This window comes from Bacillus sp. (in: firmicutes) (genome assembly GCF_031983925.1).
GTDB lineage: Bacteria > Bacillota > Bacilli > Bacillales > Bacillaceae_G > Bacillus_A > Bacillus_A pacificus.
Genome location: NZ_DALYZR010000014.1, coordinates 43,961 through 65,167 on the forward strand (window position 1 = coordinate 43,961; position 21,207 = coordinate 65,167).

Annotated in this window: 24 protein-coding genes; 13 read left to right on the plus strand and 11 right to left on the minus strand. The window is 36.4% G+C overall.

Annotation, left to right across the window (positions count from 1 at the left end; all coding sequences use genetic code 11):
• Positions 1-7 precede the first annotated feature (7 nt).
• On the plus strand, positions 8-901 hold the full coding sequence (locus RTP99_RS24620) for an RluA family pseudouridine synthase (RefSeq protein ID WP_011040118.1): 894 nt from the start codon (positions 8-10) through the stop codon (positions 899-901).
• A 48-nt stretch (positions 902-949) separates the two neighbouring features.
• Here RTP99_RS24620 and RTP99_RS24625 read toward each other — a convergent pair whose 3' ends face one another.
• The 7 genes from RTP99_RS24625 to RTP99_RS24655 form a co-directional block, all read right to left on the minus strand.
• Positions 950-2,338 (minus strand): peptidase G2 autoproteolytic cleavage domain-containing protein, encoded by a 1,389-nt coding sequence (locus tag RTP99_RS24625; protein ID WP_000730500.1) that lies wholly within the window; start codon positions 2,336-2,338, stop codon positions 950-952.
• A gap of 131 nt (positions 2,339-2,469) precedes the next feature.
• On the minus strand, positions 2,470-3,210 hold the full coding sequence (gene prpE, locus RTP99_RS24630) for a bis(5'-nucleosyl)-tetraphosphatase PrpE (RefSeq protein ID WP_000872682.1): 741 nt from the start codon (positions 3,208-3,210) through the stop codon (positions 2,470-2,472).
• Positions 3,211-3,284: 74 nt separating this feature from the next.
• Positions 3,285-4,445, minus strand: a complete 1,161-nt coding sequence (locus tag RTP99_RS24635) for an FtsW/RodA/SpoVE family cell cycle protein (protein WP_000655328.1) — start codon at positions 4,443-4,445, stop codon at positions 3,285-3,287.
• Between the two features lie 142 nt (positions 4,446-4,587).
• Positions 4,588-5,523: a glycosyltransferase family 2 protein gene (locus tag RTP99_RS24640; protein WP_000427731.1), complete on the minus strand. Its 936-nt coding sequence runs from the start codon at positions 5,521-5,523 to the stop codon at positions 4,588-4,590.
• A 6-nt stretch (positions 5,524-5,529) separates the two neighbouring features.
• Positions 5,530-6,288 (minus strand): class I SAM-dependent methyltransferase, encoded by a 759-nt coding sequence (locus RTP99_RS24645; protein WP_001004738.1) that lies wholly within the window; start codon positions 6,286-6,288, stop codon positions 5,530-5,532.
• Positions 6,289-6,430: 142 nt separating this feature from the next.
• Positions 6,431-7,276, minus strand: a complete 846-nt coding sequence (locus RTP99_RS24650) for a TylF/MycF family methyltransferase (RefSeq protein ID WP_000428859.1) — start codon at positions 7,274-7,276, stop codon at positions 6,431-6,433.
• 123 nt (positions 7,277-7,399) lie between these two features.
• Entirely contained in the window at positions 7,400-8,251 is an 852-nt protein-coding gene (locus RTP99_RS24655) for a BclA C-terminal domain-containing protein (protein WP_000069696.1), read from the minus strand.
• 165 nt (positions 8,252-8,416) lie between these two features.
• On the opposite strand from RTP99_RS24655, the gene RTP99_RS24660 reads away from it, so the two are divergent.
• The 10 genes from RTP99_RS24660 (at position 8,417) to RTP99_RS24705 (ending at position 16,465) form a co-directional block, all read left to right on the plus strand.
• Positions 8,417-9,517: a glycosyltransferase gene (locus RTP99_RS24660; RefSeq protein ID WP_000932900.1), complete on the plus strand. Its 1,101-nt coding sequence runs from the start codon at positions 8,417-8,419 to the stop codon at positions 9,515-9,517.
• Between the two features lie 151 nt (positions 9,518-9,668).
• Entirely contained in the window at positions 9,669-10,358 is a 690-nt protein-coding gene (locus RTP99_RS24665) for a class I SAM-dependent methyltransferase (protein WP_001087864.1), read from the plus strand.
• On the plus strand, positions 10,355-11,041 hold the full coding sequence (locus RTP99_RS24670; RefSeq protein WP_001271202.1) for a glycosyltransferase family protein: 687 nt from the start codon (positions 10,355-10,357) through the stop codon (positions 11,039-11,041). The genes RTP99_RS24665 and RTP99_RS24670 overlap by 4 nt, the downstream gene beginning before the upstream one ends.
• Positions 11,042-11,053: 12 nt before the next feature.
• Complete coding sequence (locus tag RTP99_RS24675) at positions 11,054-11,734, plus strand: glycosyltransferase family protein (protein WP_312367969.1); 681 nt, start codon at positions 11,054-11,056, stop codon at positions 11,732-11,734.
• Positions 11,735-11,748: 14 nt separating this feature from the next.
• Entirely contained in the window at positions 11,749-12,486 is a 738-nt protein-coding gene (locus RTP99_RS24680) for a sugar phosphate nucleotidyltransferase (RefSeq protein WP_000676173.1), read from the plus strand.
• An 8-nt stretch (positions 12,487-12,494) separates the two neighbouring features.
• Positions 12,495-13,040 carry a dTDP-4-dehydrorhamnose 3,5-epimerase gene (gene rfbC / locus RTP99_RS24685; protein ID WP_000864170.1) on the plus strand — a complete coding sequence of 182 codons (546 nt, stop codon included), beginning with the start codon at positions 12,495-12,497 and terminating at the stop codon, positions 13,038-13,040.
• Between the two features lie 15 nt (positions 13,041-13,055).
• Positions 13,056-14,024 (plus strand): dTDP-glucose 4,6-dehydratase, encoded by a 969-nt coding sequence (gene rfbB, locus RTP99_RS24690; protein WP_001024145.1) that lies wholly within the window; start codon positions 13,056-13,058, stop codon positions 14,022-14,024.
• Between the two features lie 11 nt (positions 14,025-14,035).
• On the plus strand, positions 14,036-14,890 hold the full coding sequence (rfbD, locus tag RTP99_RS24695) for a dTDP-4-dehydrorhamnose reductase (protein WP_001209174.1): 855 nt from the start codon (positions 14,036-14,038) through the stop codon (positions 14,888-14,890).
• A 108-nt stretch (positions 14,891-14,998) separates the two neighbouring features.
• Positions 14,999-15,769 carry an enoyl-ACP reductase FabI gene (fabI, locus tag RTP99_RS24700; protein ID WP_000421885.1) on the plus strand — a complete coding sequence of 257 codons (771 nt, stop codon included), beginning with the start codon at positions 14,999-15,001 and terminating at the stop codon, positions 15,767-15,769.
• 141 nt (positions 15,770-15,910) lie between these two features.
• Complete coding sequence (locus RTP99_RS24705; RefSeq protein ID WP_073569397.1) at positions 15,911-16,465, plus strand: spore coat CotO family protein; 555 nt, start codon at positions 15,911-15,913, stop codon at positions 16,463-16,465.
• 60 nt (positions 16,466-16,525) lie between these two features.
• Here RTP99_RS24705 and exsY read toward each other — a convergent pair whose 3' ends face one another.
• Positions 16,526-16,984 carry an exosporium assembly protein ExsY gene (gene exsY / locus RTP99_RS24710; RefSeq protein WP_001277726.1) on the minus strand — a complete coding sequence of 153 codons (459 nt, stop codon included), beginning with the start codon at positions 16,982-16,984 and terminating at the stop codon, positions 16,526-16,528.
• A 125-nt stretch (positions 16,985-17,109) separates the two neighbouring features.
• Here exsY and RTP99_RS24715 point away from each other — a divergent pair, with 125 nt between their 5' ends.
• Complete coding sequence (locus RTP99_RS24715; protein ID WP_000899662.1) at positions 17,110-17,469, plus strand: DUF1360 domain-containing protein; 360 nt, start codon at positions 17,110-17,112, stop codon at positions 17,467-17,469.
• A 101-nt stretch (positions 17,470-17,570) separates the two neighbouring features.
• Positions 17,571-17,756, plus strand: coding sequence for a hypothetical protein (locus RTP99_RS24720; RefSeq protein ID WP_002194706.1), 186 nt, complete (start codon positions 17,571-17,573; stop codon positions 17,754-17,756).
• A 76-nt stretch (positions 17,757-17,832) separates the two neighbouring features.
• Here the strand turns inward: RTP99_RS24720 and exsF are convergent, their stop codons facing one another.
• The 3 genes from exsF to RTP99_RS24735 all read right to left on the minus strand — a co-directional run bounded on the left by exsF (position 17,833) and on the right by RTP99_RS24735 (position 21,180).
• On the minus strand, positions 17,833-18,336 hold the full coding sequence (exsF, locus tag RTP99_RS24725; RefSeq protein ID WP_000492932.1) for an exosporium protein ExsF: 504 nt from the start codon (positions 18,334-18,336) through the stop codon (positions 17,833-17,835).
• A gap of 167 nt (positions 18,337-18,503) precedes the next feature.
• The gene (gene cotY, locus RTP99_RS24730) at positions 18,504-18,971 is read right to left on the minus strand and encodes a spore coat protein CotY (RefSeq protein WP_001277714.1); all 468 of its coding nucleotides are present in this window, start codon (positions 18,969-18,971) and stop codon (positions 18,504-18,506) included.
• A gap of 142 nt (positions 18,972-19,113) precedes the next feature.
• Positions 19,114-21,180, minus strand: coding sequence for an ATP-dependent helicase (locus tag RTP99_RS24735; RefSeq protein ID WP_000191163.1), 2,067 nt, complete (start codon positions 21,178-21,180; stop codon positions 19,114-19,116).
• Positions 21,181-21,207: the final 27 nt, after the last annotated feature.

Consider the following 21,207-nt stretch of genomic DNA (forward strand, 5'->3'; position numbering starts at 1 on the left):
TATATATTTGAACAGATTTACATTGAAATGGGATATAGACTCGGCTGAGGAAGGAACTTTGGTTAGAGAATTTTTAAAAACAAAAGGGATCTCCAAAGCCGCATTAACGGATATAAAGTTTCACGGCGGAGCTATTGAAGTAAATGGTCAACATGCGAGCGTTCGCTATCAGTTGCAAGCTGGTGAAGAATTACGTGTCTTTTTTCCAGTGGAGGAAAGAAGTGAAGGGATGATTGCAGAAGATATCCCTTTATGTATTGTATACGAAGATGATGCAGTTCTTGTCATAAACAAAGAGGCGAACATGTCAACGATTCCGTCTAGAGAACATCCGGCTGGAAGTGTTGCAAATGCACTTTTATCTCATTATGATAAGCAACATCTTGCAAGTACGGTGCACATCGTAACGAGGTTAGATCGTGATACTTCAGGGCTTATGCTGATTGCAAAAAATCGTTTCGTACATCATCTTTTATCGAAACAGCATCAACAAAAAGCTGTGAAAAGAACGTATGAAGCGATCGTTCACGGTGAGATGGTAGAAAGAGAAGGAACGATTGACGCACCGATTGGACGAAAATCGGATAGCATTATTGAGCGAACCGTTTGTGAGGATGGGCAAAGAGCTGTTACTCATTTTAGAGTGATCGATAGTGCGAATCATAAGACGCACGTATCACTTGAGCTCGATACAGGGAGAACGCATCAAATTCGTGTACATATGGCGCACATAGGACATCCGCTACTTGGCGATAATTTATATGGTGGAAAAAGAGATGAAATGAAGCGACAAGCGCTTCACAGTACATCCTTGACGTTTTATCATCCTATTTTAGAGAAAGAAATGTCTTTCACTACACCGATTCCAAGCGATATGCAAGCGGTATTAAGACATACTTAAAAAGGGAACAAAATTCTTATGTAACGAAGAATTTTGTTCCCTTTTTTCTTAGCGGAATAATATTAAAATTTGGTTTTCACCCGTGCGCTTTATAACGAAAAAGCCACTTTCAGATTTTGTAGCAATGCCATCGTTATTTGGACGACAATATCCATGCGTTTCGCAAGTACCGTCATCACGTACTAACATTTGTCCAATTAATCCGACAGGAAGCCACTCGTTACGGTCTTTTCTTGCTATATATTTGCAAGCTGGATCCCATTCTGTATTTAAAAGAGGTTGTATGTCTTGCGATTCCGTACGTACATATTGACGTTTTCCAAAGCTATCTGTTTTATAGCGTTTTTGCCAACTTAAAGCGCCGCTATTTCCTATAAGAGCGGGGGTGGCGCTAGATATTCCTAAGATGAATGAATCGTTTGAAGTAGCGATTCGAATTTTTTCTTCGCTACTAAATGTAACGAAATAACCTACATCAATAAAAGTATTGTCTACTGTTTCAAACATTTGCGCAAAATCAGTTCCGCTTGCATTGTAAGAAGCGCCCTCAATGTACATTTCTCCATTATGAGCAAGCCACTTTGCACCGATATTATGATCGGTTTCATTTGTGCCGTTTGCAATAAACCAAGAATAAGATTCATCTGCTGTGCCGAAGCGCCCCATAATATGGCTACCTGCAAAATGAGCTGTTGATGTATGATTACCTTCCGCATGAGAAGAGAATCCGTTAGCGATAGTCGCGGTTCCTTCTGCATGTGCTGCTTCGCCTAAAGCGATTGTATGTTTACCTTCTGCATGAGAATAAGCGCCACTTGCTGTCGTTTCACTTCCTTCACTATGGGAACTATGTCCAGTTGCTTTCGTTTTTGATCCTTCTGCATGAGAGAAAGAACCTTTTGCATGTGTCAGAAGTCCTTCTGCATGTGAAGCTGTACCCTCTGCATGAGAGTGAAGACCCTCTGCATATGCATACCGCCCATCTTTTTTTACTTTTGTATTTTCAGATGTAGGGGTCTGAATGATAATCGTTTTTTCTGTTTGTATATCATTTGATGGTACTAATGCTTCTTTAATTTTTTTCACTTGATTTATAATAGCAGCTGGAATTTCTGCTTCCGCTTTTTTATTTATTGCTACAGGGCTGTTTTCTTCTGTATTCTTCTCTACTTGCTCAGAAGGCACAATCTGTTCAATATGAGTAGAGAGAGGTTTATTTTTTTGCTGCATCTTTGCTTTTCTATTATCAATTATGCGGCTCATTACAGCATTCTGTAATGAGACATATTTTGGTCTATCTTTGTTTTTTGTGGAAGCCTCTTGTTCTTCCAGTTCTTCTACAGCTGCAGCTCGAATGCTGCACCAGTTGTTAATTCCGTACATGGGCAGATAAAAAGGCGGGCATTTTCTTTTTTGTTTAGAAGATTTTTTCTTCATTCTGTCACCTCCTGCGACAGTATATGCCGTGTCATTAAAAAAAGATGCACTTTATTGCATCTTTTTTTAATGACTTTACCCAGTTTTTATATGAGAGACGCCTAAATGATACGGTAATCCTTACATATGGGTTATGAAATTGGGCGGAATTTCTCAGGGACAAAAGGCAGGGAGGAAGGAACGGAAACAGTCTCCATTTCAGGATAACGTAGTCCAGTTAGTTTGCCACCAAATACAGCACCAGTGTCAATATTGACTGTATGATTTACAAAGCGAGGTTCTTTTACGGGTGTATGTCCATATACAACCCAAGCTGTTCCTTTATACTCCTTCGCCCAGTCGCGACGGACAGGAGAGCCGTCAGCATGTTTTTCTCCTGTAATATCGCCGTATAATACAAAGGTTTGTACTTTTTTATCTTGTCTTCCTATGTAATCTTGCCGAATGCCGGCGTGACACACAATTAACCTTTTTTCATCGAGTACATGATATAAAGGGGATTGCTCGTAAAGTGTGATGAATTTTTCTTTTATCATGTTTTGTTGATGAGAAGGCAGTGCTTCATATTCGGCAACAGTTGTTTCGAGTCCATGAGCGATTGTCACATTACGTCCAAGGAAAAATCGGTATAGTTTATTGCAGTGATTTCCCGGAGCGTAATACGCTACTTTTTTATTTATGACAAGTTCCCATACAATTTCAATCATACGTAATGAATGAGGACCGCGATCTGTGATATCGCCAACAAAAGCAAGCTTGCGTTGATCAGGGTGAATCGGCAAGTCACTATTCCAGTTATATCCGAGTTTTTTCGTTAAATCTTGAAACTCTTGGAAGCATCCATGAATATCCCCTATAATGTCATATTTCATATGTAAACCTCCATCATATTTTTCATTAGTATATCTAAAAAAGGATAGAGATAAAAATATACCGTTTTTGTGCTTCAGTTGAACATAAAGATTTTCGTTCTTGAGCGGACGTTCAAAACAAATCCAATCGCTATCATGTATGTGAGTAAGGAGCTTCCTCCGTAGCTCATAAGGGGTAGTGTGATGCCTGTAATAGGTAGTAATCCGATTGTCATCCCGATATTTTGAAATACTTGAAAAGTAAACATTCCGATTGTACCAGCGCAGATGTAACTACCGAAAGGGTCATTACTTTCTATAGCGATATGAATCATGCGGAAAATAAGTAGGAAAAAAAGTGCAATAATGACGCTTGCGCCTAAAAATCCGAATTGCTCAGCGACATTCGTGAAAATAAAATCTGTATGTGGTTCTGGAAAGTATACTTGTCCATTTTCCCAACCTTTTCCTTGCATTTCTCCTGATCCGGTAGCTAAGAAAGCTTGTCTTAATTGATAGCCTTGCGCATCATATTTGTATGGCGCTAACCAGCCGTAGAAGCGATTTAATTGATATTCTTGTAAAATGTGTGCTTTAAAGAATTTTGTATGAGTGAAAAAAATATACGTTAATGTAAAGCCAGCTACAAAGATACCGGAAACTAACCCGAAAATAAAACGCCAACGTATACCAGAAACTAATATCATTGCTGCGAGCATAGCTGAAATTACCATCGTGTTTCCTAAATCAGGTTCCTTTGCAATCAGTAGTAGTGGCGGCAAACTTGTTGCGCATATTTTTCCGAGTAATAGAAAATCGTCGTGTATTGTTCGGTAAAAATATTTCTCATTATGATTAGCTATAATTCGTCCGATGACAATAATTAAAAACAATTTCATAATTTCGGAAGGCTGGAAATTTCCGATGCCTGGGAGCCTGTACCAAGCAGTCGCACCTTTAATTGTAACGGCACCTGGTACTTGAAATTCTAGTCCAATAAGTAGTACCAATGCAAAGCTATATAAATACCAAGCAATTTTTTGATAACGATCGAAATCGATAATCATAATCATACCAATGGCTATGAATCCAATGAAGTACCACTGGATTTGCTTTAATACAAAATTTACATGTTGTAAAAATGGTGGTAAAGAGGCTTGTGCACTTGCAATTGCAAAACAACTAACAATCCCAATGGCAAATAAAATGAATAGCAATACGTAGTCTATTTGATATTGAGAATTTGAATCTTTCAATGTGTGTATTCCTTTCTATCGCCTAGTAAGTATATGGATCATGTCATGATAAAAATAATATACAAGCAGACTATGCATACATTTATTCCACTATTTGCGGGAAGTCATACATCACAAGGAAGGAATTCCCCCTTGTGATGGATTATATTGCATGGAGTTCTTTTGTAACTATATTCAAACAATGAGAAAGGCGAGTATGTGTATCGGTCGTTGGAATGAGTTCTGGATATAGCTGATAAAATGTTGTAGCATTTTTATACCATTCGCAAGCTTTTAACAGACTCGTTTTGTAATAGTCAATCTCTTGTAGAAAACCATATTTTTTTGAATGTAAAACGAGATGTGAAAAATCTTCGCAACCTTCAAGGTATTTGTGATGTACTTGCTGTCCCGTATGAAGGCGGAAAGAACTTAAAGGTTCCGTGATATAGATTGCATCACCTTTGGAAAGTAAACTGATCCAAGAAGCCATATCCACACTACAATTATAATTTCTACTATTTAAAGTACCGAAAGGTTCTGTTAATAGGCGTTTTCGAAAGAGTACAGTCGTAGGTTCACCAATAATATTTTGCCCTAGTATAAGCATATGGTTTCCAAGATCTTTCCCATTTAATAGAGTATCTTCATCATATAATCTTTTCATGGAGGGGTGTTGTTCAATTATCTCTCCATCATCATTAATCCAAGTACGGTAAGATGTAATAAGTGCGAGATTTTGATCTAAGTCTTTTTGGAAATAAAACATCATTTTTTCAATTTTATTTTTATAAAATATATCATCGTCCATTAAGAAATTTATGTACTCTCCATTTGATTGTTCTAAAAGCATAAGGGCGTTATGAAATTGTCCTAAAGTAGAGGGGTTTCGAATGTATGTTATATGTTTATGCTTATGTAAATAATCTCTGTATATTAATTTTTCTGTTTCATTATTTGTGCTATCGTCTCCTACAATAATTTCAATATTTGAATACGTTTGTGCTAATGCACTTTCTAGAGCAATTTTAAAATAATGTGGCCGATTATAGGTAGGAATAAGGATGGAAACGAGAGGTACATTTTTTATATTTTCCATATACAACTACCTTTCAGAAATTTTCTGTGTAAGAATCATATCTTGATAACTTGTGTGTTCAGTTCTGCCACACCATGAACCATAATGAGGAGGGGTCTGCATTTCTAGCCCATATTTATTTAATAGAGTACGAATATCTTCCTCAGGATAGGCAACTGCGAAATTCGGGATATCTTTATTTAGAACATAACAATTGTCAATTTGATGGTAAAAACCTAACGGACTTAGTCCTGCATTTAAGTAATAAGAAGATTCAGGATTAATTAAAAAGAAAGTAATAAAACATCTCCCATCTTTTTTCAGAACTCGTGCAATCTCGCGTACGTAATGTTCTAATTCTTTCGGAAGGAGATGGGTAAATACAGACGTTAAAAAAATAAAATCGAATGATTCATCTTCATATGGAAACTTGTATTGGGAAGCATCTTCTTTTCCATCGGGATTGTAGAATTGGTTATATATATCGACATGTTCAAAATGGAAATTGTTATGGCGTGTTGAAATGTTATTTTTGCACCATGTAATTCCCTTATTAAATAAGTCAAATCCATAATAAGTACCATCATCGCTTAAATAGTTCATTAATGGAACCGCCATCCGGCCGATACCACAGCCTACATCTAACACTGTTTCATTTGATTTTAAATTGCCAATTTCAATAAAATACTGCATAAACTCTTTTCCAACTTCTTCAAAGTCACCACCTACATATTGAACGAGTTCTGGGGGGGGAATTAATGTGATTTTTTTCTCATTTTCGTTCATACCTTCACTCCGTCCTTGTAGTAAAGTAAGAGATTTTTATTGCATATATAAGTTAAACATTTATAGTGAGGGGAACTTTACACGATTGCTTCTTATGAATCAGTAGTGTGATAGAACCCCCCAAAAAGAATAAAATTGTATTCTATTCTTTTCGCCAATAAATACCGAAATCATCAATTTGAGTCATAGGAGTTTTTATGTTTCTTTCACTTCTGAAATCTGTTACAGCTTCTGCGCATGTTATCAATCCATAATCATCAATAATAATAAAGCCACCTGTTGAAACTTTATCGTATAAATTTACAAGGCTATCCATCGTTGATTCATACATATCACCATCAAGGCGAGCAATTGCAATTTTTTCTACCGGTGCTGAAGGCAATGTATCTTTAAACCACCCCTTTAAAAACTTCACCTGATCATTTAATAAATCATATTTTCTAAAGTTTTCTTGCACTGTTTCTAAAGAAACTCGTAAGTAATCGAATGTGTGTAAATAATCACCGTAATCTTTCGGATATTGTTCTAAGTTAGGTGCGGGCAGACCTTCAAACGAATCGGCAACCCATACAGTACGATCCTTAATGTTGTTTGCTTGTAAAAACCCATTCATAAAAATACATGATCCTCCGCGCCATACACCAGTTTCAATAAAATCGCCTTCTATATTTTCCCTGACTACAGTTTCCATCGCTTCTTGTAATTGATTCATACGTTTTCGACCAACCATACTGTGTGCAGCTCTTGGCCAATCCTTGCCACCTTGACGCTCATTGTTTGAAACATTAGGATTAACGATTTTTAAATTGTGATTTTCTACATACTGCTTAAGAAATAAAGGAAGTGGAACCGTAACTGGTTCATATGATAGTTCTTTAGATATATGTAACGAAGCAGGTAAGTATGGTTCGTATTCTAACCATATTTCAAATAAAATTGTTTTCTTTAATAACTCAAGATAAAGCTGGACAGCCGATTTATTTTCCATATAAGTGCCTCCTGAAGAATGTCATACAACATTATGACTATGTAGAAAAGAAGGATTTAATGATTGAATTTACCAATGAAAAAGCAGTAAAACTGATATCAGTTTTACTGCTAAGTAAAAAAATTAAGCGATTTTTTCAATAATAATAGATGCATTTGTACCAAGAGCTAATGATAGCCCAAGCCCTGTAACGATTACTTCAACTAATGATGGAGTTGTCGTAATTTGCGTAATTGCTTGAACAACGATAGGTGCTCCAACTGAGATTAAAGTAGCCCCAGTACCTGGTACAGGTAATCCATTCACTTGAATTGTAAGGCCACCTAATACACTTACTGCTGCAGTATATACGATAACAGTAATTTTATAGAATCCAGTTTCACTAATTACGAAAGTATCAGGATCTAATTGAGAAATTGCTGTACCAAACTGAGATCCGACAGTATTAAATGGTACTGGAGCATTAAGTCCAAGATCCAAAGAAATCCCAGCGGAGTTAAATGCATACAATCCTGCTGGAAGTCCTAGCCCTGATGGTCCAGTCGTACCAGTTGGCCCAGTCGGTCCGGTAGCCCCAGTCGGTCCAGTAGCACCAGTGTCACCAGTTGGCCCAGTCGATCCAGTAGCACCAGTGTCACCAGTTGGCCCAGTTGGTCCAGTCGTACCAGTTGGCCCAGTTGGTCCAGTCGTACCAGTTGTACCAGTTGGCCCAGTCGGTCCAGTAGCACCAGTTGGTCCAGTTGTACCAGTTGTACCAGTCGGTCCAGTTGGCCCAGTTGGTCCAGTCGGTCCAGTTGGCCCAGTTGGTACAGTTGGCCCAGTCGGCCCAGTTGGTCCAGTCGGTCCAGTTGGCCCAGTCGGAAGGGTAAACGGTGGTATTGGTGGTAATGTTGGTCCTACAAGATTAGGGTCAAATGCACTAGCTGATAAAGATTCATCGGGATTCAATCCATCTGAATAATTATTATTTGACATAAATTCACCTCCATAAAGCGTTCATTATATAGTAGATGCAAAACCGAAAGAAAATGACACGGACATTTGAATTATTGAAAAGAAATCTTAAACTGCTTGTGCAAGTTAAAAAAGTGGAAAGTTTATTGTATGTATAACATATGATTGATTTGGAAGAGGGTGATTATGTTGAACAAGCAAGGAATTACAATTAGTTTATGTATGATTGTTCGAGATGAGGAAGATACAATAGGTCGATGTTTAGATGCAGTCGAAAAAATTGTTGATGAAATTATTATAGTTGATACAGGTTCCATTGATCGAACGAAAGAAATTGTAGCTCAATATACCTCTAACATATATGACTTTCCATGGATTAATGATTTTGCAGCAGCAAGAAATTTTTCTTTTTCAAAAGCAACGCAAGAGTATATATTGTGGCTAGATGCAGATGACGTATTATTAGAAGATGCTCAAGAAGCATTGAAACTTTTAAAAAGAGAATTAGATCCTAAAATTGATGCTGTTTCGATGCCTTATCATCTTGCATTGGATTCTAGCGGGAAACCTTTATATTGTACAAAAAGAAATCGACTTGTAAAGCGTGAAAAACAATTTCAATGGTTTGGAAAGGTTCATGAGTATTTAGCTATTTCTGGTGAAACTTTTAGTAGTAATGTTGCTATTACACATAAAAAAGAAAAAAAGGTAACAAATCGTAATTTGAAAATTTTTCAAAATGCTGTAGCTGCAGGAGAAGAATTGAGTCCGAGAGATTTATTTTATTACGCTAATGAATCTATGGATAACCAAAAATATGATGATGCAGTTATGCTATATGAAACATTTCTTAATCAAGATGAAGGATGGTATGAAGAGAAAATTTATGCATGTGGTAAGTTAGGAGATTGCTATGCAAAGCTTGGATCATGGGAAAAGGCAATTGAATCTTGCGTGAAGTCGTTTCGATATGATGTTCCTAGAGGGGAGAATTGTACAAGAATAGGATATATATATATGGAACAACAAAAATATAACGAAGCGATATTTTGGTTTAAACTTGCAACGGAAGTACCAATGGCGACGGAGAGTCCATTTCATAGTCCAGCGAGCTACACATGGCTTCCCTATTTACAAATGTGTATTTGTTATAGCAAGTTAGGAGATCAAGACAAAGCTTATTATTACAACGAATTAGCGGCTGCTTATGTTCCAAATAATGCTGCAATCGAATATAACCGCAAATATTTTCGGAGTGTTTTTGATAAACAATATAAATCGTTATAGGCAGCTTTTTTTAGAAATGGCTCATTGCGATTCTAACTCTAATAGATTGGCTATATAGTAAAGTATCGGCAATGTAACTAGTACAGGTTACATTTATAGACTTTAAATGAGATTTATATTTCAAATTCAATTTGCATAAGGAGTGTGTAAAATGAATTCCCCAAAAAATTCTTTATACGAAGAAAAGTCTGGGCATTATTATAATGCAGTGAATCCGAATTTATTAAAGCATATAAAAAAGGAATGGAAAGAAGTTCTTGATATCGGTTGCTCGAGTGGTGCATTGGGAGCTGCCATAAAAGAAAATGGCACACGTGTATCTGGAATTGAGGCATTCCCAGAGGCGGCAGAACAAGCAAAAGAAAAACTAGATCATGTCGTTTTAGGCGATATAGAAACAATGGATATGCCGTACGAGGAGGAGCAATTTGATTGCGTTATATTTGGTGACGTATTAGAGCATTTATTTGATCCGTGGGCGGTAATAGAAAAAGTAAAACCATATATAAAGCAAAATGGTGTAATTTTGGCTAGTATACCGAACGTTTCTCATATCTCAGTATTAGCTCCTTTACTCGCTGGAAATTGGACGTATACAGAATATGGTTTATTAGATAAAACGCATATTCGTTTCTTTACATTTAATGAAATGCTCCGAATGTTTTTAAAAGCAGGCTATTCGATTAGTAAAGTAGATCGTGTATATGTTGATCATAAAATGTACGAACCACTTATTGAGGAGTTATATGGAATTTGTAAGAAATATCGTCTTGGAAGTGGCTTCATGGCTGAAACAGTCGTATTTCAGTATATTATTGAAGCAGAAAAATCACAGCTATGAGCGCTGCTGAAAAAACAATATTATTTGTCACATGTATAAATGATCGGAAAATGTATGCACAGTGCGTACGACATATATTGAGCTTAGCAGTGCCTCCAGGGTATACTGTACAATTTATGCCAATTCGGAATGCGAAAAGTATGACGAGCGGATATAATCAAGCGATTTCGCATCCAGCGAAATATAAAGTATATATACACCAAGATGTTTTCATTATGAATGTGGCATTTTTATACGGATTACTTCAATTATTTAACGAACATGAACATCTTGGAATGATTGGAATGATTGGAGCCCAATATGTTCCTCCAAACGGGATATGGAATGAAGGCAAGGGGGTTGTTGGGAAAGTAATTGGTTATATGAACGATTTATTTTATATGGCAACTCAAGAACAGCCGTACCATGATTCAAAAACATTTATGCCGGTGGAATGTATTGATGGTTTATTGATGGCCACGCAGTATGATATTCCGTGGCGAGAAGACTTGTTTGATGGATTTGACTATTATGATGTATCTCAGTCATTTGAATTTAGAAAAGCTGGCTATACAGTTGGGGTTCCTGTACAGCGTGATGCGTGGTGCATTCACTATCACATTGATGTGAATATGACCAATTATGACAAGTATAGAAAGATATTTGTGGAGAACTATATGTCAGATGTAAATCAAGACGAATAGAGGGGCTACAAAATGAAGGATCGTACAATATTAGTTGTTGTTTGTGTAAATAATGAAGAGCTATTTGAACAATGCGAGAGACAAATAAGAAATCTTTTTGTTCCCCCTGATTATGTCGTACAAATTTTTCCGATACGAGATGCGAAAAGTATGGCGAGTGCATATAACCGAGCACTTTCATATCCCGCGAAGTATAAGGTTTATATACATCAGGACACTTATCTTATTAATCGAGAGATGTTTTATACACTTATTTCCCTTTTTAAAGATAATGAAAAGCTCGGCTTAATTGGAGTAGCTGGAGCACAATTTTTACCGAGTAACGGGATATGGTGGGAAGGGAAAAATTTAGTAGGGAAAGTGATTGAGTACAGAAGACGGAATTATCAATTATTAAATTCGGATCAGGAATTTTATGGAAGACAATCTTTTATGTCGGTGCAGGCAATTGATGGCTTATTCATGGCAACGCAATATGATATTCCATGGCGAGAAGATTTGTTTCAAGGGTTCCACTTTTATGATGTGTCGCAGTCTTTAGAATTTCAAAGGGCTGGTTATTTAATTGGTATCCCTAATCAAGCAAATTTATGGTGTATTCACTATAACGGGGATGAGTTTGATGCGGATACATATGAGGAGTATCGGAAAGTGTTTGTAGAACATTACAAAGATATATTATCTCCATCATAAGGGAGAGATGCAGGATGAAAGGAATTATTTTAGCAGGTGGAACTGGATCAAGATTATATCCAATAACGAAAGTAACGAATAAACATTTGCTTCCAGTTGGACGGTATCCAATGATTTATCATGCAGTATATAAGCTAAAACAATGCGAAATTACAGATATTATGATTATTACAGGTAAAGAGCATATGGGAGATGTTGTTAGTTTTTTAGGAAGCGGTCAAGAATTTGGCGTGTCCTTTACGTATCGTGTGCAAGATAAGGCTGGCGGAATTGCGCAAGCATTAGGGCTTTGTGAAGACTTCGTTGGGAATGATCGCATGGTAGTTATATTAGGAGATAATATCTTTTCTGATGATATTCGTCCGTATGTTGAAGAGTTTGCAAATCAAAAAGAGGGTGCGAAAGTACTGCTGCAATCTGTAGATGATCCGGAGAGATTTGGCGTAGCGCATATTCAAAACGACAAAATAATTGAAATTGAAGAAAAGCCGAAAGAGCCGAAAAGTTCCTATGCAGTCACAGGAATTTATTTGTATGATTCGAAAGTCTTTTCTTATATAAAAGAATTAAAACCTTCCGCAAGGGGAGAACTTGAAATTACAGATATTAATAATTGGTATTTAAAACGAGGGGTACTTACTTATAATGAAATGAGCGGTTGGTGGACTGATGCAGGAACTCACATTTCTCTTCAAAGGGCGAATACGTTAGCGCGGGATATAAACTTTGGTAAACAGTTTAACGGAGAATAGGTGAAAATATGAAAGTTATAGAAACAAACTTTACTGACGCAAAATTGTTAGAACCGAGGTTATTTGGAGATGGGCGTGGCTTTTTTACTGAAAGTTATAATAAGAAGGTGCTAGAAACATTAGGGATTACGTATTCATTTGTACAGGATAATGTTTCATATTCAGCGGAAGCGGGAACGATTCGGGGATTACACTTTCAAAAAAATCCGAAAGCACAAACGAAACTTATTCAAGTTATGCAAGGAGCAATCTATGACGTTATCGTCGATTTGCGAAAAGATTCCCCAACGTTTAAACAATGGAGAGGATATATTTTAAGCGCGGATAATCATCGGCAATTATTAGTGCCAAAAGGATTTGCACATGGTTTTTGTACACTTGTCCCGCATACTATTGTTATGTATAAAGTAGATGAGTATTATAGTGCTAATCATGACTCAGGGGTACTTTGGAATGATAAAGACTTAGCAATTCCATGGCCGGTAACAAGCCCTATTTTGTCTGATAAAGATCGAATATTACCATCGCTTCAGGAATGTGAAGATAGTTTTTGAGTAGGAGAGTTGTGTATGAATATATTAGTAACAGGTGGGGCCGGATTTATTGGAAGTAATTTTGTACATTATATGTTACAAAGCTATGAAACATATAAAATTATTAATTTCGATGCATTAACATATAGTGGAAACTTAAATAATGTAAAGTCTATTCAAGATCATCCGAATTACTATTTTGTAAAAGGTGAAATTCAAAATGGAGAGCTGCTGGAGCATGTTATTAAGGAACGTGATGTGCAAGTAATTGTCAATTTCGCAGCTGAATCACATGTGGACCGTAGTATTGAAAATCCGATCCCTTTTTATGATACAAATGTAATTGGGACAGTCACCTTATTAGAATTAGTAAAAAAATATCCGCATATTAAACTCGTGCAAGTATCAACGGATGAGGTGTATGGCTCTTTAGGAAAAACAGGGCGATTTACCGAGGAAACCCCGTTATCTCCAAATAGTCCATATTCTTCAAGCAAAGCGAGCGCCGATATGATAGCTTTATCTTATTATAAAACATATCAATTACCAGTTATCGTAACGCGTTGTTCCAATAACTATGGGCCGTATCAATATCCTGAAAAATTAATTCCGTTAATGGTTACGAATGCGCTCGAAGGAAAAAAATTACCGTTATATGGCGATGGATTAAATGTAAGAGATTGGCTACATGTAACGGATCATTGTAGTGCGATTGACGTTGTTTTGCATAAGGGACGTATAGGAGAAGTATATAATATAGGTGGAAATAATGAAAAAACAAATATAGATGTTGTGGAACAAATTATTACTCTCTTAGGAAAAACGGAAAAGGATATTGAATATGTGACAGACCGTTTAGGACACGACCGCCGTTATGCGATTGATGCAGAGAAAATGAAGAATGAATTTGATTGGGAACCGAAGTATACGTTTGAGCAAGGGTTACAAGAAACGGTGCAATGGTATGAGAAGAATGAGGAATGGTGGAAACCATTAAAAAAGTAAGGGGCATATAAATGAGAGAACGGATTATCATAACAGGAGCAAATGGTCAATTGGGAAAGCAACTACAAGAAGAGTTAAATCCTGAAGAATATGACATATATCCATTTGATAAAAAGTTACTAGATATAACAAATATATCCAAAGTGCAGCAAGTAGTACAAGAAATAAGGCCACATATCATTATTCATTGTGCAGCGTATACGAAGGTTGATCAAGCTGAGAAAGAACGAGATCTTGCTTATAGAATAAATGCAATAGGGGCTCGAAATGTAGCAGTTGCCTCACAATTAGTGGGGGCGAAGTTAGTTTATATTAGTACGGATTATGTATTTCAAGGTGATAGACCGGAAGGGTACGATGAATTTCATAATCCGGCGCCGATAAATATATACGGGGCTTCTAAATATGCGGGAGAGCAGTTCGTCAAAGAGTTACATAATAAATACTTTATCGTTCGTACGTCATGGTTGTATGGTAAGTATGGAAATAATTTTGTGAAAACGATGATGCGATTAGGGAAAGAAAGAGAAGAAGTATCTGTTGTAGCGGATCAAATCGGTTCTCCTACGTATGTGGCGGATTTAAATGTAATGATTAATAAGCTCATTCATACTTCTTTATACGGTACGTATCACATATCCAATAGAGGATCATGTTCTTGGTTTGAATTTGCAAAGAAAATATTTTCGTATGCAAATATGAAAGTGGATGTATTACCGGTTTCAACTGAAGAATTTGGAGCGGCGGCAGCGAGACCAAAATATTCTATTTTCCAACATAACATGCTACGATTAAATGGTTTTTTACAAATGCCTTCTTGGGAAGAAGGATTAGAGCGTTTTTTTATAGAAACAAAAAGTCATTAACAATTTTCAGTTAATGACTTTTTTGTTTGCCTTTAAGAGGTTTTATGTTACTATAATTATAGTATCAGGTACTAATAACAAGTATAAGTATTTCTGGGAGGATATATCATGGAACTATTACAAGGGAAAACATTTGTTGTTATGGGCGTTGCGAACCAAAGAAGTATTGCATGGGGAATTGCTCGCTCTTTGCATAATGCAGGTGCAAAATTAATCTTCACATATGCAGGAGAACGTTTAGAGAGAAATGTTCGTGAATTAGCGGATACATTAGAAGGACAAGAATCACTTGTATTACCTTGTGATGTAACAAATGATGAAGAACTTACAGCTTGTTTTGAAACAATCAAGCAAGAAGTTGGTACAATTCACGGTGTAGCGCACTGTATTGCTTTTGCAAATCGTGACGACTTAAAAGGTGAATTTGTAGATACTTCTCGCGACGGATTTTTACTTGCACAAAATATTAGTGCATTCTCTTTAACAGCTGTAGCAAGAGAAGCGAAGAAAGTAATGACAGAAGGCGGGAATATTTTAACGTTAACATATCTTGGCGGCGAGCGCGTTGTGAAAAACTATAACGTTATGGGCGTTGCAAAAGCTTCATTAGAAGCGAGCGTGAAATATTTAGCGAACGATTTAGGTCAACATGGCATTCGCGTTAACGCTATTTCTGCAGGTCCAATTCGTACGTTATCTGCAAAAGGTGTAGGCGACTTTAACTCAATCTTAAGAGAAATTGAGGAGCGCGCACCACTTCGTCGTACAACAACTCCAGAAGAAGTTGGGGATACGGCAGTATTCTTATTCAGTGATTTAGCACGCGGCGTAACAGGAGAAAACATTCACGTTGATTCAGGGTATCATATCTTAGGATAATTATAATATGAATTGTTAAAGGACAATCTCTACATGTTGAGATTGTCCTTTTTATTTGTTCTTGGAAAGAACGATTTTTAACGAAAGTTCTTACCATGTGATGAATATAACTATAATAGTACACGATTTATCCAGCTACGTATGGAAGTGGGAGGGACGAGTGTGAAGAATAAAAATAAAAGTTCAACAGTTGGAAAACCGTTGTTATATATTGCGCAAGTAAGTTTGGAACTTGCTGCACCGAAAATAAAAAGAATTATTTTAACAAACTTTGAAAATGAGGATCGAAAAGAGGAAAGTAATAGAAACGAAAATGTTGTAAGTAGTGCTGTGGAAGAGGTCATAGAACAAGAACAGGAACAACAAGAGGAGCAGCAAGTGGAAGGGAAAATAGAAGAAGAGGAAGAGGAACAAGTACAAGAACAGCAAGTACAAGAACAGCAAGAGCCAGTGAGAACTGTTCCATATAATAAATCATTTAAGGATATGAATAACGAAGAGAGAATTCATTTTTTATTAAATCGCCCTCATTATATTCCGAAAGTAAGGTGTAGAATAAAAACAGCTACAGTTTCATATGTTGGATCAATCATATCGTATCGTAATGGAATTGTAGCGATTATGCCACCAAATAGCATGCGAGATATTAAGTTGTCTATAGATGATATACAATCAATTAGTATGGCTGGCTTTTAAATATGTAAAGGTGGTAGAAATCTTCTACCACCCCAATAGTTTTTTAGTTTACTTCACTTATTAGATAGAAACGTCGCGTAAGCACTGGATAGCACAGAAACAGCTTAAATCAACAGTAAGGCAAGTGTTAGTTGATACTAATCTTGCATTTGGTACAGCTAAAAACGTACAAATTGGATTATCACCAGGTGGTACAGGAGAACCGTCACCTAATACAACAGTTAATACACGTAGCACAGCACAGCTATCATCATCTACACTTTCCACACGGAAAATTGGAGATTGGCAGCTAACAAGGCTTGCAGATGGTGCAAATGCTTCAAATGCTGTTCCAGCTTTTGTGTATAAAATAAAAGGGCGTGTATTTGCTACTGAAGCACTATTGTGTGCCCCTAAAAATGGGATTTCACAACCAGATCCACACGTTGTTGTAGAACAATCTTGTAATTCATTGATGAATTTTACAACGTCAACTACACAATGAGAAGAGCCATGGTGTTTATTTTCGTTACAACTCATTAATGTCACTCCTTATCTTCTTGTTTGTATTTACATTAATAAGATATTGGAGTCGAGGAGATTTGGTCACAATCTCAAGACCTTTTTTTTTAAATAGGCGAAAGAAGATAAGGGAAGGTGGAATCATGCTGTTTACAAGTTGGCTTTTATTTTTTATTTTCGCGTTAGCGGCTTTTAGGCTCACCCGTTTAATTGTTTATGATAAAATTACAGCTTTTTTGCGAAGACCGTTTATTGACGAATTAGAGATTACAGAGCCGGATGGAAGTGTATCAACTTTTACAAAAGTAAAAGGTAAAGGATTAAGAAAGTGGATTGGCGAATTATTAAGCTGTTATTGGTGTACAGGTGTATGGGTTAGTGCTTTTTTATTAGTTTTATATAATTGGATTCCAATCGTTGCAGAGCCGTTACTTGCGTTATTAGCTATTGCAGGAGCAGCAGCAATCATTGAAACGATTACAGGATATTTTATGGGAGAATAATATATTTTCATACTAAGAGAAAAAGCGGAGTTTAAAAGAATGAGGGAACGGAAATAAAGAGTTGTTCATATAGTAAATAGACAGAATTGACAGTAGAGGAGATGTTTGCTGTGAGCAATAATCCAAGGCAAAATTCATATGACCTGCAGCAATGGTATAACATACAGCAACAGCACTATGCACAACAACAGGCATATCAAGAACAATTGCAACAACAAGGATTTGTGAAGAAAAAAGGATGCAATTGTGGGAAAAAGAAGAATACAATAAAACACTATGAAGAATGAAACACTCATGCTACTGTGAGTGTTTTTTATTATACATATAAAAAGCGGTATTTCAATGAAGAAATACCGCTTTTTACTAACCAATTTGTGAAACTGTTAATGCTGCAGCACGGATGTCTACAGTTCCAATTAACTCAACTGGTACAATTTGAATTAAGTCACCAGGGTTTAAGTTAATAAGAATAACACCACTGGATACGTCTACTTCACCAGTACCAATAACGTTAGAACGAACCGCTGTACCTGATCCAGGAATAATGTTAGCCGGTGTACCTAATGATAAGAAGAAACGACCAGCTTCTGGTGCAGTAGGTACATTATCAAGACTAATTGTTAATGTATAACTGATTTGATAAATACCAGCTCGTAGAATTCGAATGCCATCTCCGACACTTACTGTATCATTTATTACAGGAACAGGAATATTTGGGTTTGGACTTACGCTAGGTAATAGTAGTGGTGTAAATAATGAAGCGAACTGAGGTGCAGACGCGTTGAAAGCAAAACCGAAGGCAGGTAGTGTACTAGCTGGTTTCGCCTCACAATCGATTTTTGTAAATTCGCAATCAGAAGAGAACATGTTTTTCACTCCTTTATCTGTTTCTACTTTCAGTTAATGAAAAGGACAGGTTCTATGTTCTAGACAAGTTCCCAATTTTAAGAAATTTACATAATAATACTCGTTAAGCATGGATTGGGTGGCAGATAATTCTGCCACCCAATCCATGCTTAACTCATTATTTAGTTTTAAATCGTAACATCACGTAAGCATTGAATAGCGCAGAAGCAACTTAAATCAACAGTAAGACAAGTGTTGGTCGATATTAATCTTGCATTTGGTACAGCTAAAAACGTACAAATTGGATTATCACCAGGTGGTACAGGAGAACCGTCACCTAATACAACAGTTAATACACGCAATACAGCGCAATCATCATCATCTATACTCTCGACACGGAAAATTGGAGATTGGCAGCTAGAAAGGCTTGCAGATGGCGCGAATGCTTCAAATGGTGTTCCGGCTTTTGTGTATAAAATAAAAGGACGTGTATTTGCTACTGATGCGCTATTATGTGCTCCTAGAAAGGGGACTTCACAACCAGATCCGCATGTTGTTGTTGCACATTCTTGTAGTTCATGTATAAAACGAACGACATTAGATACACAGTTGAAATCAAAATCATGTTGATGATCTTCGTTACAATTGCAGCTCATTATGTTCACTCCTTCTCGTGAGTTCTGACATACACTATTACAATATGAGTGGGATATGGTTGATATTACGTTAATTCTTATGATAAAAAGAGGGAATTTATATAGGAGGGATGTACATATTGCAATATAAAAAAAGACATCCTTATTTCGTGGATGTCTTTTCAGGTAAATCTTTTCGCACAGTATACAAAAAGCGAGATATATCTAATTTTTTTCCTCTAAAAAATTGCGGAGAGGAAATGTATAATTCTTCTTTCGCACGTGTAATTGCGACATAAAGTAGTCGGCGTTCTTCTTCTAAAGCTTCAGAAGTCTCTGTAACACGATCATTTGCATCTTTTAAAGAAGAAGTATGGGGCAGAATACCATCGCTCGCTCCGAGTAAAAAGACACATGGAAATTCAAGGCCTTTTGCGTTATGAATAGACATAAGTGAAACAGCATCTTTTTGCGGCATTGTTTTTAATGCTTCCATTTCTTTTTGCCCTTGAATGGCTTCATCAATAAATTGTAAATAAGCTGGAATGTCGGTGAAGCGATTTGCCGACTCCATTAATTCTTCTAACATTTCTTCTTGTATATCTTTATGCATCGTAAAGGAAGAACGATCGTTACTTTGTAAGTACTCTAAATACTTTCCTTTACCATGAATAATTTCTTTTAATGCTTTTTTCGGTTCTAATTCTTTTATAAATTTAATAAAATCGATACGCTCATTTACCTTTTTCACTTGAAAAGGTTTTAAGTTCGGATTTAATAATAAGAAATGAAGAAGAGAAGGGAAACGGCCTTCACCATATTTCCATTGTTCACGTTCAATAAATGAAATACAATCATCACGCCCGATATACATCGTTGGTAATATGTTTGAAAGTGATTCTAATCGAAACGGTTCAATTACTAGTCGTAAATGATCCAATACAGGCTTAATTAAAGAATGTTCATAAAATGACTGACTCGCACCGTGCTTAATAAACGGGATTTTATGAATGGTAAGCTGATCAAGTAACGAACGGCTTACAGAATGTGTGCGATACAGCAAACAAAAATCTTTATAATTTCGTTCACCACTATCTACTTTTTCTTGAATGAGCTGCAAAATTTGATTTGCTTCATCAAGAGTCGTAGCCGGTCTTGCATAAAAAGGTTGTACACCTTCTTCACGAACAGAATATAGCTCTTTATCAAACCGTTCTTGATTTAGTTTGATAACTTCATTTCCAAGTCCGACAATAAAAGGATTGGATCGATAATTCGTATTAAGGGCAATAATCGTAGTGTTATCAAATTCTTTTGGGAAAGATAAAATAATTTGGTGACTTGCTCCTCGCCAACCGTATATCGCCTGATCGTCATCACCTGCGATAAATAAATTATTTCTTGGCGAAGCTAACAATTTTACAATTTCATATTGAGCATACGATGTATCTTGGAACTCATCTACTTCAATATAGTGGAAACGTTGTTGTAATTGGGTAAGCAAAGGAGCGTTATTTTCTAACATATAATATGTTTCTAATAAGATGTCATCGAAATCGATATAATTATATCGTTGTTTCACTTCTTCAAAACGCTCGTATACTTCTTTAAATTCTTGTTCAACGGGTGTTTTTGCTTTTACATCTTTCGGACGATTCAACTTGTTTTTCTCAAGTGAAATCATCGCGAGCATCGTTTCAGCATCATAATCGTCTTTTAAACGCAATTCTTTTAGAATTTTCTTTATCATAATTTGTTTATGTTTTTCGTTTGCTAAAATTTGCTGATTATATCCTTGACTACGAAGCAATTTTAAAAAGACAGAGTGGAACGTACCAGCAACAACGTAGTTACTTGCCGCATGATTCATACCCGGTAAATTCGCTACACGATTTCGGATTTCTTCAGCCGCTTTTTGTGTAAATGTAAGTAATAAAATATTTCTCGGATGAACTTGTTTTACATTTACTAAATAACCGACGCGAGTTGTTAAAACAGATGTTTTCCCGCTTCCGGCACCAGCTAATGTAAGAACAGGACCTTCTGTCGTTCGTACAGCCTCTAATTGTTTTTCGTTTAAAAATACATTTTGCTGTTCGAGAGCGCGGAAATACGCCGCATCTGCATCTTCTTCCATAATTAAATGGGTAGATGTTTTTGGAATATGATATGTTGCACGTGGAATATCAGCGTGCGTTAATGATTTTTGTGAAAATTTTTCTTGTGTCATATATTCACCTTCAAAACTATAGCATCA

Coding starts and splice junctions, on each gene's coding strand:
- RTP99_RS24625 (WP_000730500.1), bottom strand. CDS start 2,338: ATGAAGAAAAAATCTTCTAAACAAAAAAGAAAATGCCCGCCTTTTTAT.
- prpE (WP_000872682.1), bottom strand. CDS start 3,210: ATGAAATATGACATTATAGGGGATATTCATGGATGCTTCCAAGAGTTT.
- RTP99_RS24640 (WP_000427731.1), bottom strand. CDS start 5,523: ATGGAAAATATAAAAAATGTACCTCTCGTTTCCATCCTTATTCCTACC.
- RTP99_RS24645 (WP_001004738.1), bottom strand. CDS start 6,288: ATGAACGAAAATGAGAAAAAAATCACATTAATTCCCCCCCCAGAACTC.
- RTP99_RS24650 (WP_000428859.1), bottom strand. CDS start 7,276: ATGGAAAATAAATCGGCTGTCCAGCTTTATCTTGAGTTATTAAAGAAA.
- RTP99_RS24655 (WP_000069696.1), bottom strand. CDS start 8,251: ATGTCAAATAATAATTATTCAGATGGATTGAATCCCGATGAATCTTTA.
- RTP99_RS24660 (WP_000932900.1), top strand. CDS start 8,417: ATGTTGAACAAGCAAGGAATTACAATTAGTTTATGTATGATTGTTCGA.
- RTP99_RS24665 (WP_001087864.1), top strand. CDS start 9,669: ATGAATTCCCCAAAAAATTCTTTATACGAAGAAAAGTCTGGGCATTAT.
- RTP99_RS24670 (WP_001271202.1), top strand. CDS start 10,355: ATGAGCGCTGCTGAAAAAACAATATTATTTGTCACATGTATAAATGAT.
- RTP99_RS24675 (WP_312367969.1), top strand. CDS start 11,054: ATGAAGGATCGTACAATATTAGTTGTTGTTTGTGTAAATAATGAAGAG.
- RTP99_RS24680 (WP_000676173.1), top strand. CDS start 11,749: ATGAAAGGAATTATTTTAGCAGGTGGAACTGGATCAAGATTATATCCA.
- rfbC (WP_000864170.1), top strand. CDS start 12,495: ATGAAAGTTATAGAAACAAACTTTACTGACGCAAAATTGTTAGAACCG.
- rfbB (WP_001024145.1), top strand. CDS start 13,056: ATGAATATATTAGTAACAGGTGGGGCCGGATTTATTGGAAGTAATTTT.
- rfbD (WP_001209174.1), top strand. CDS start 14,036: ATGAGAGAACGGATTATCATAACAGGAGCAAATGGTCAATTGGGAAAG.
- fabI (WP_000421885.1), top strand. CDS start 14,999: ATGGAACTATTACAAGGGAAAACATTTGTTGTTATGGGCGTTGCGAAC.
- RTP99_RS24705 (WP_073569397.1), top strand. CDS start 15,911: ATGGAAGTGGGAGGGACGAGTGTGAAGAATAAAAATAAAAGTTCAACA.
- exsY (WP_001277726.1), bottom strand. CDS start 16,984: ATGAGTTGTAACGAAAATAAACACCATGGCTCTTCTCATTGTGTAGTT.
- RTP99_RS24715 (WP_000899662.1), top strand. CDS start 17,110: ATGCTGTTTACAAGTTGGCTTTTATTTTTTATTTTCGCGTTAGCGGCT.
- RTP99_RS24720 (WP_002194706.1), top strand. CDS start 17,571: ATGTTTGCTGTGAGCAATAATCCAAGGCAAAATTCATATGACCTGCAG.
- exsF (WP_000492932.1), bottom strand. CDS start 18,336: ATGTTCTCTTCTGATTGCGAATTTACAAAAATCGATTGTGAGGCGAAA.
- cotY (WP_001277714.1), bottom strand. CDS start 18,971: ATGAGCTGCAATTGTAACGAAGATCATCAACATGATTTTGATTTCAAC.
- RTP99_RS24735 (WP_000191163.1), bottom strand. CDS start 21,180: ATGACACAAGAAAAATTTTCACAAAAATCATTAACGCACGCTGATATT.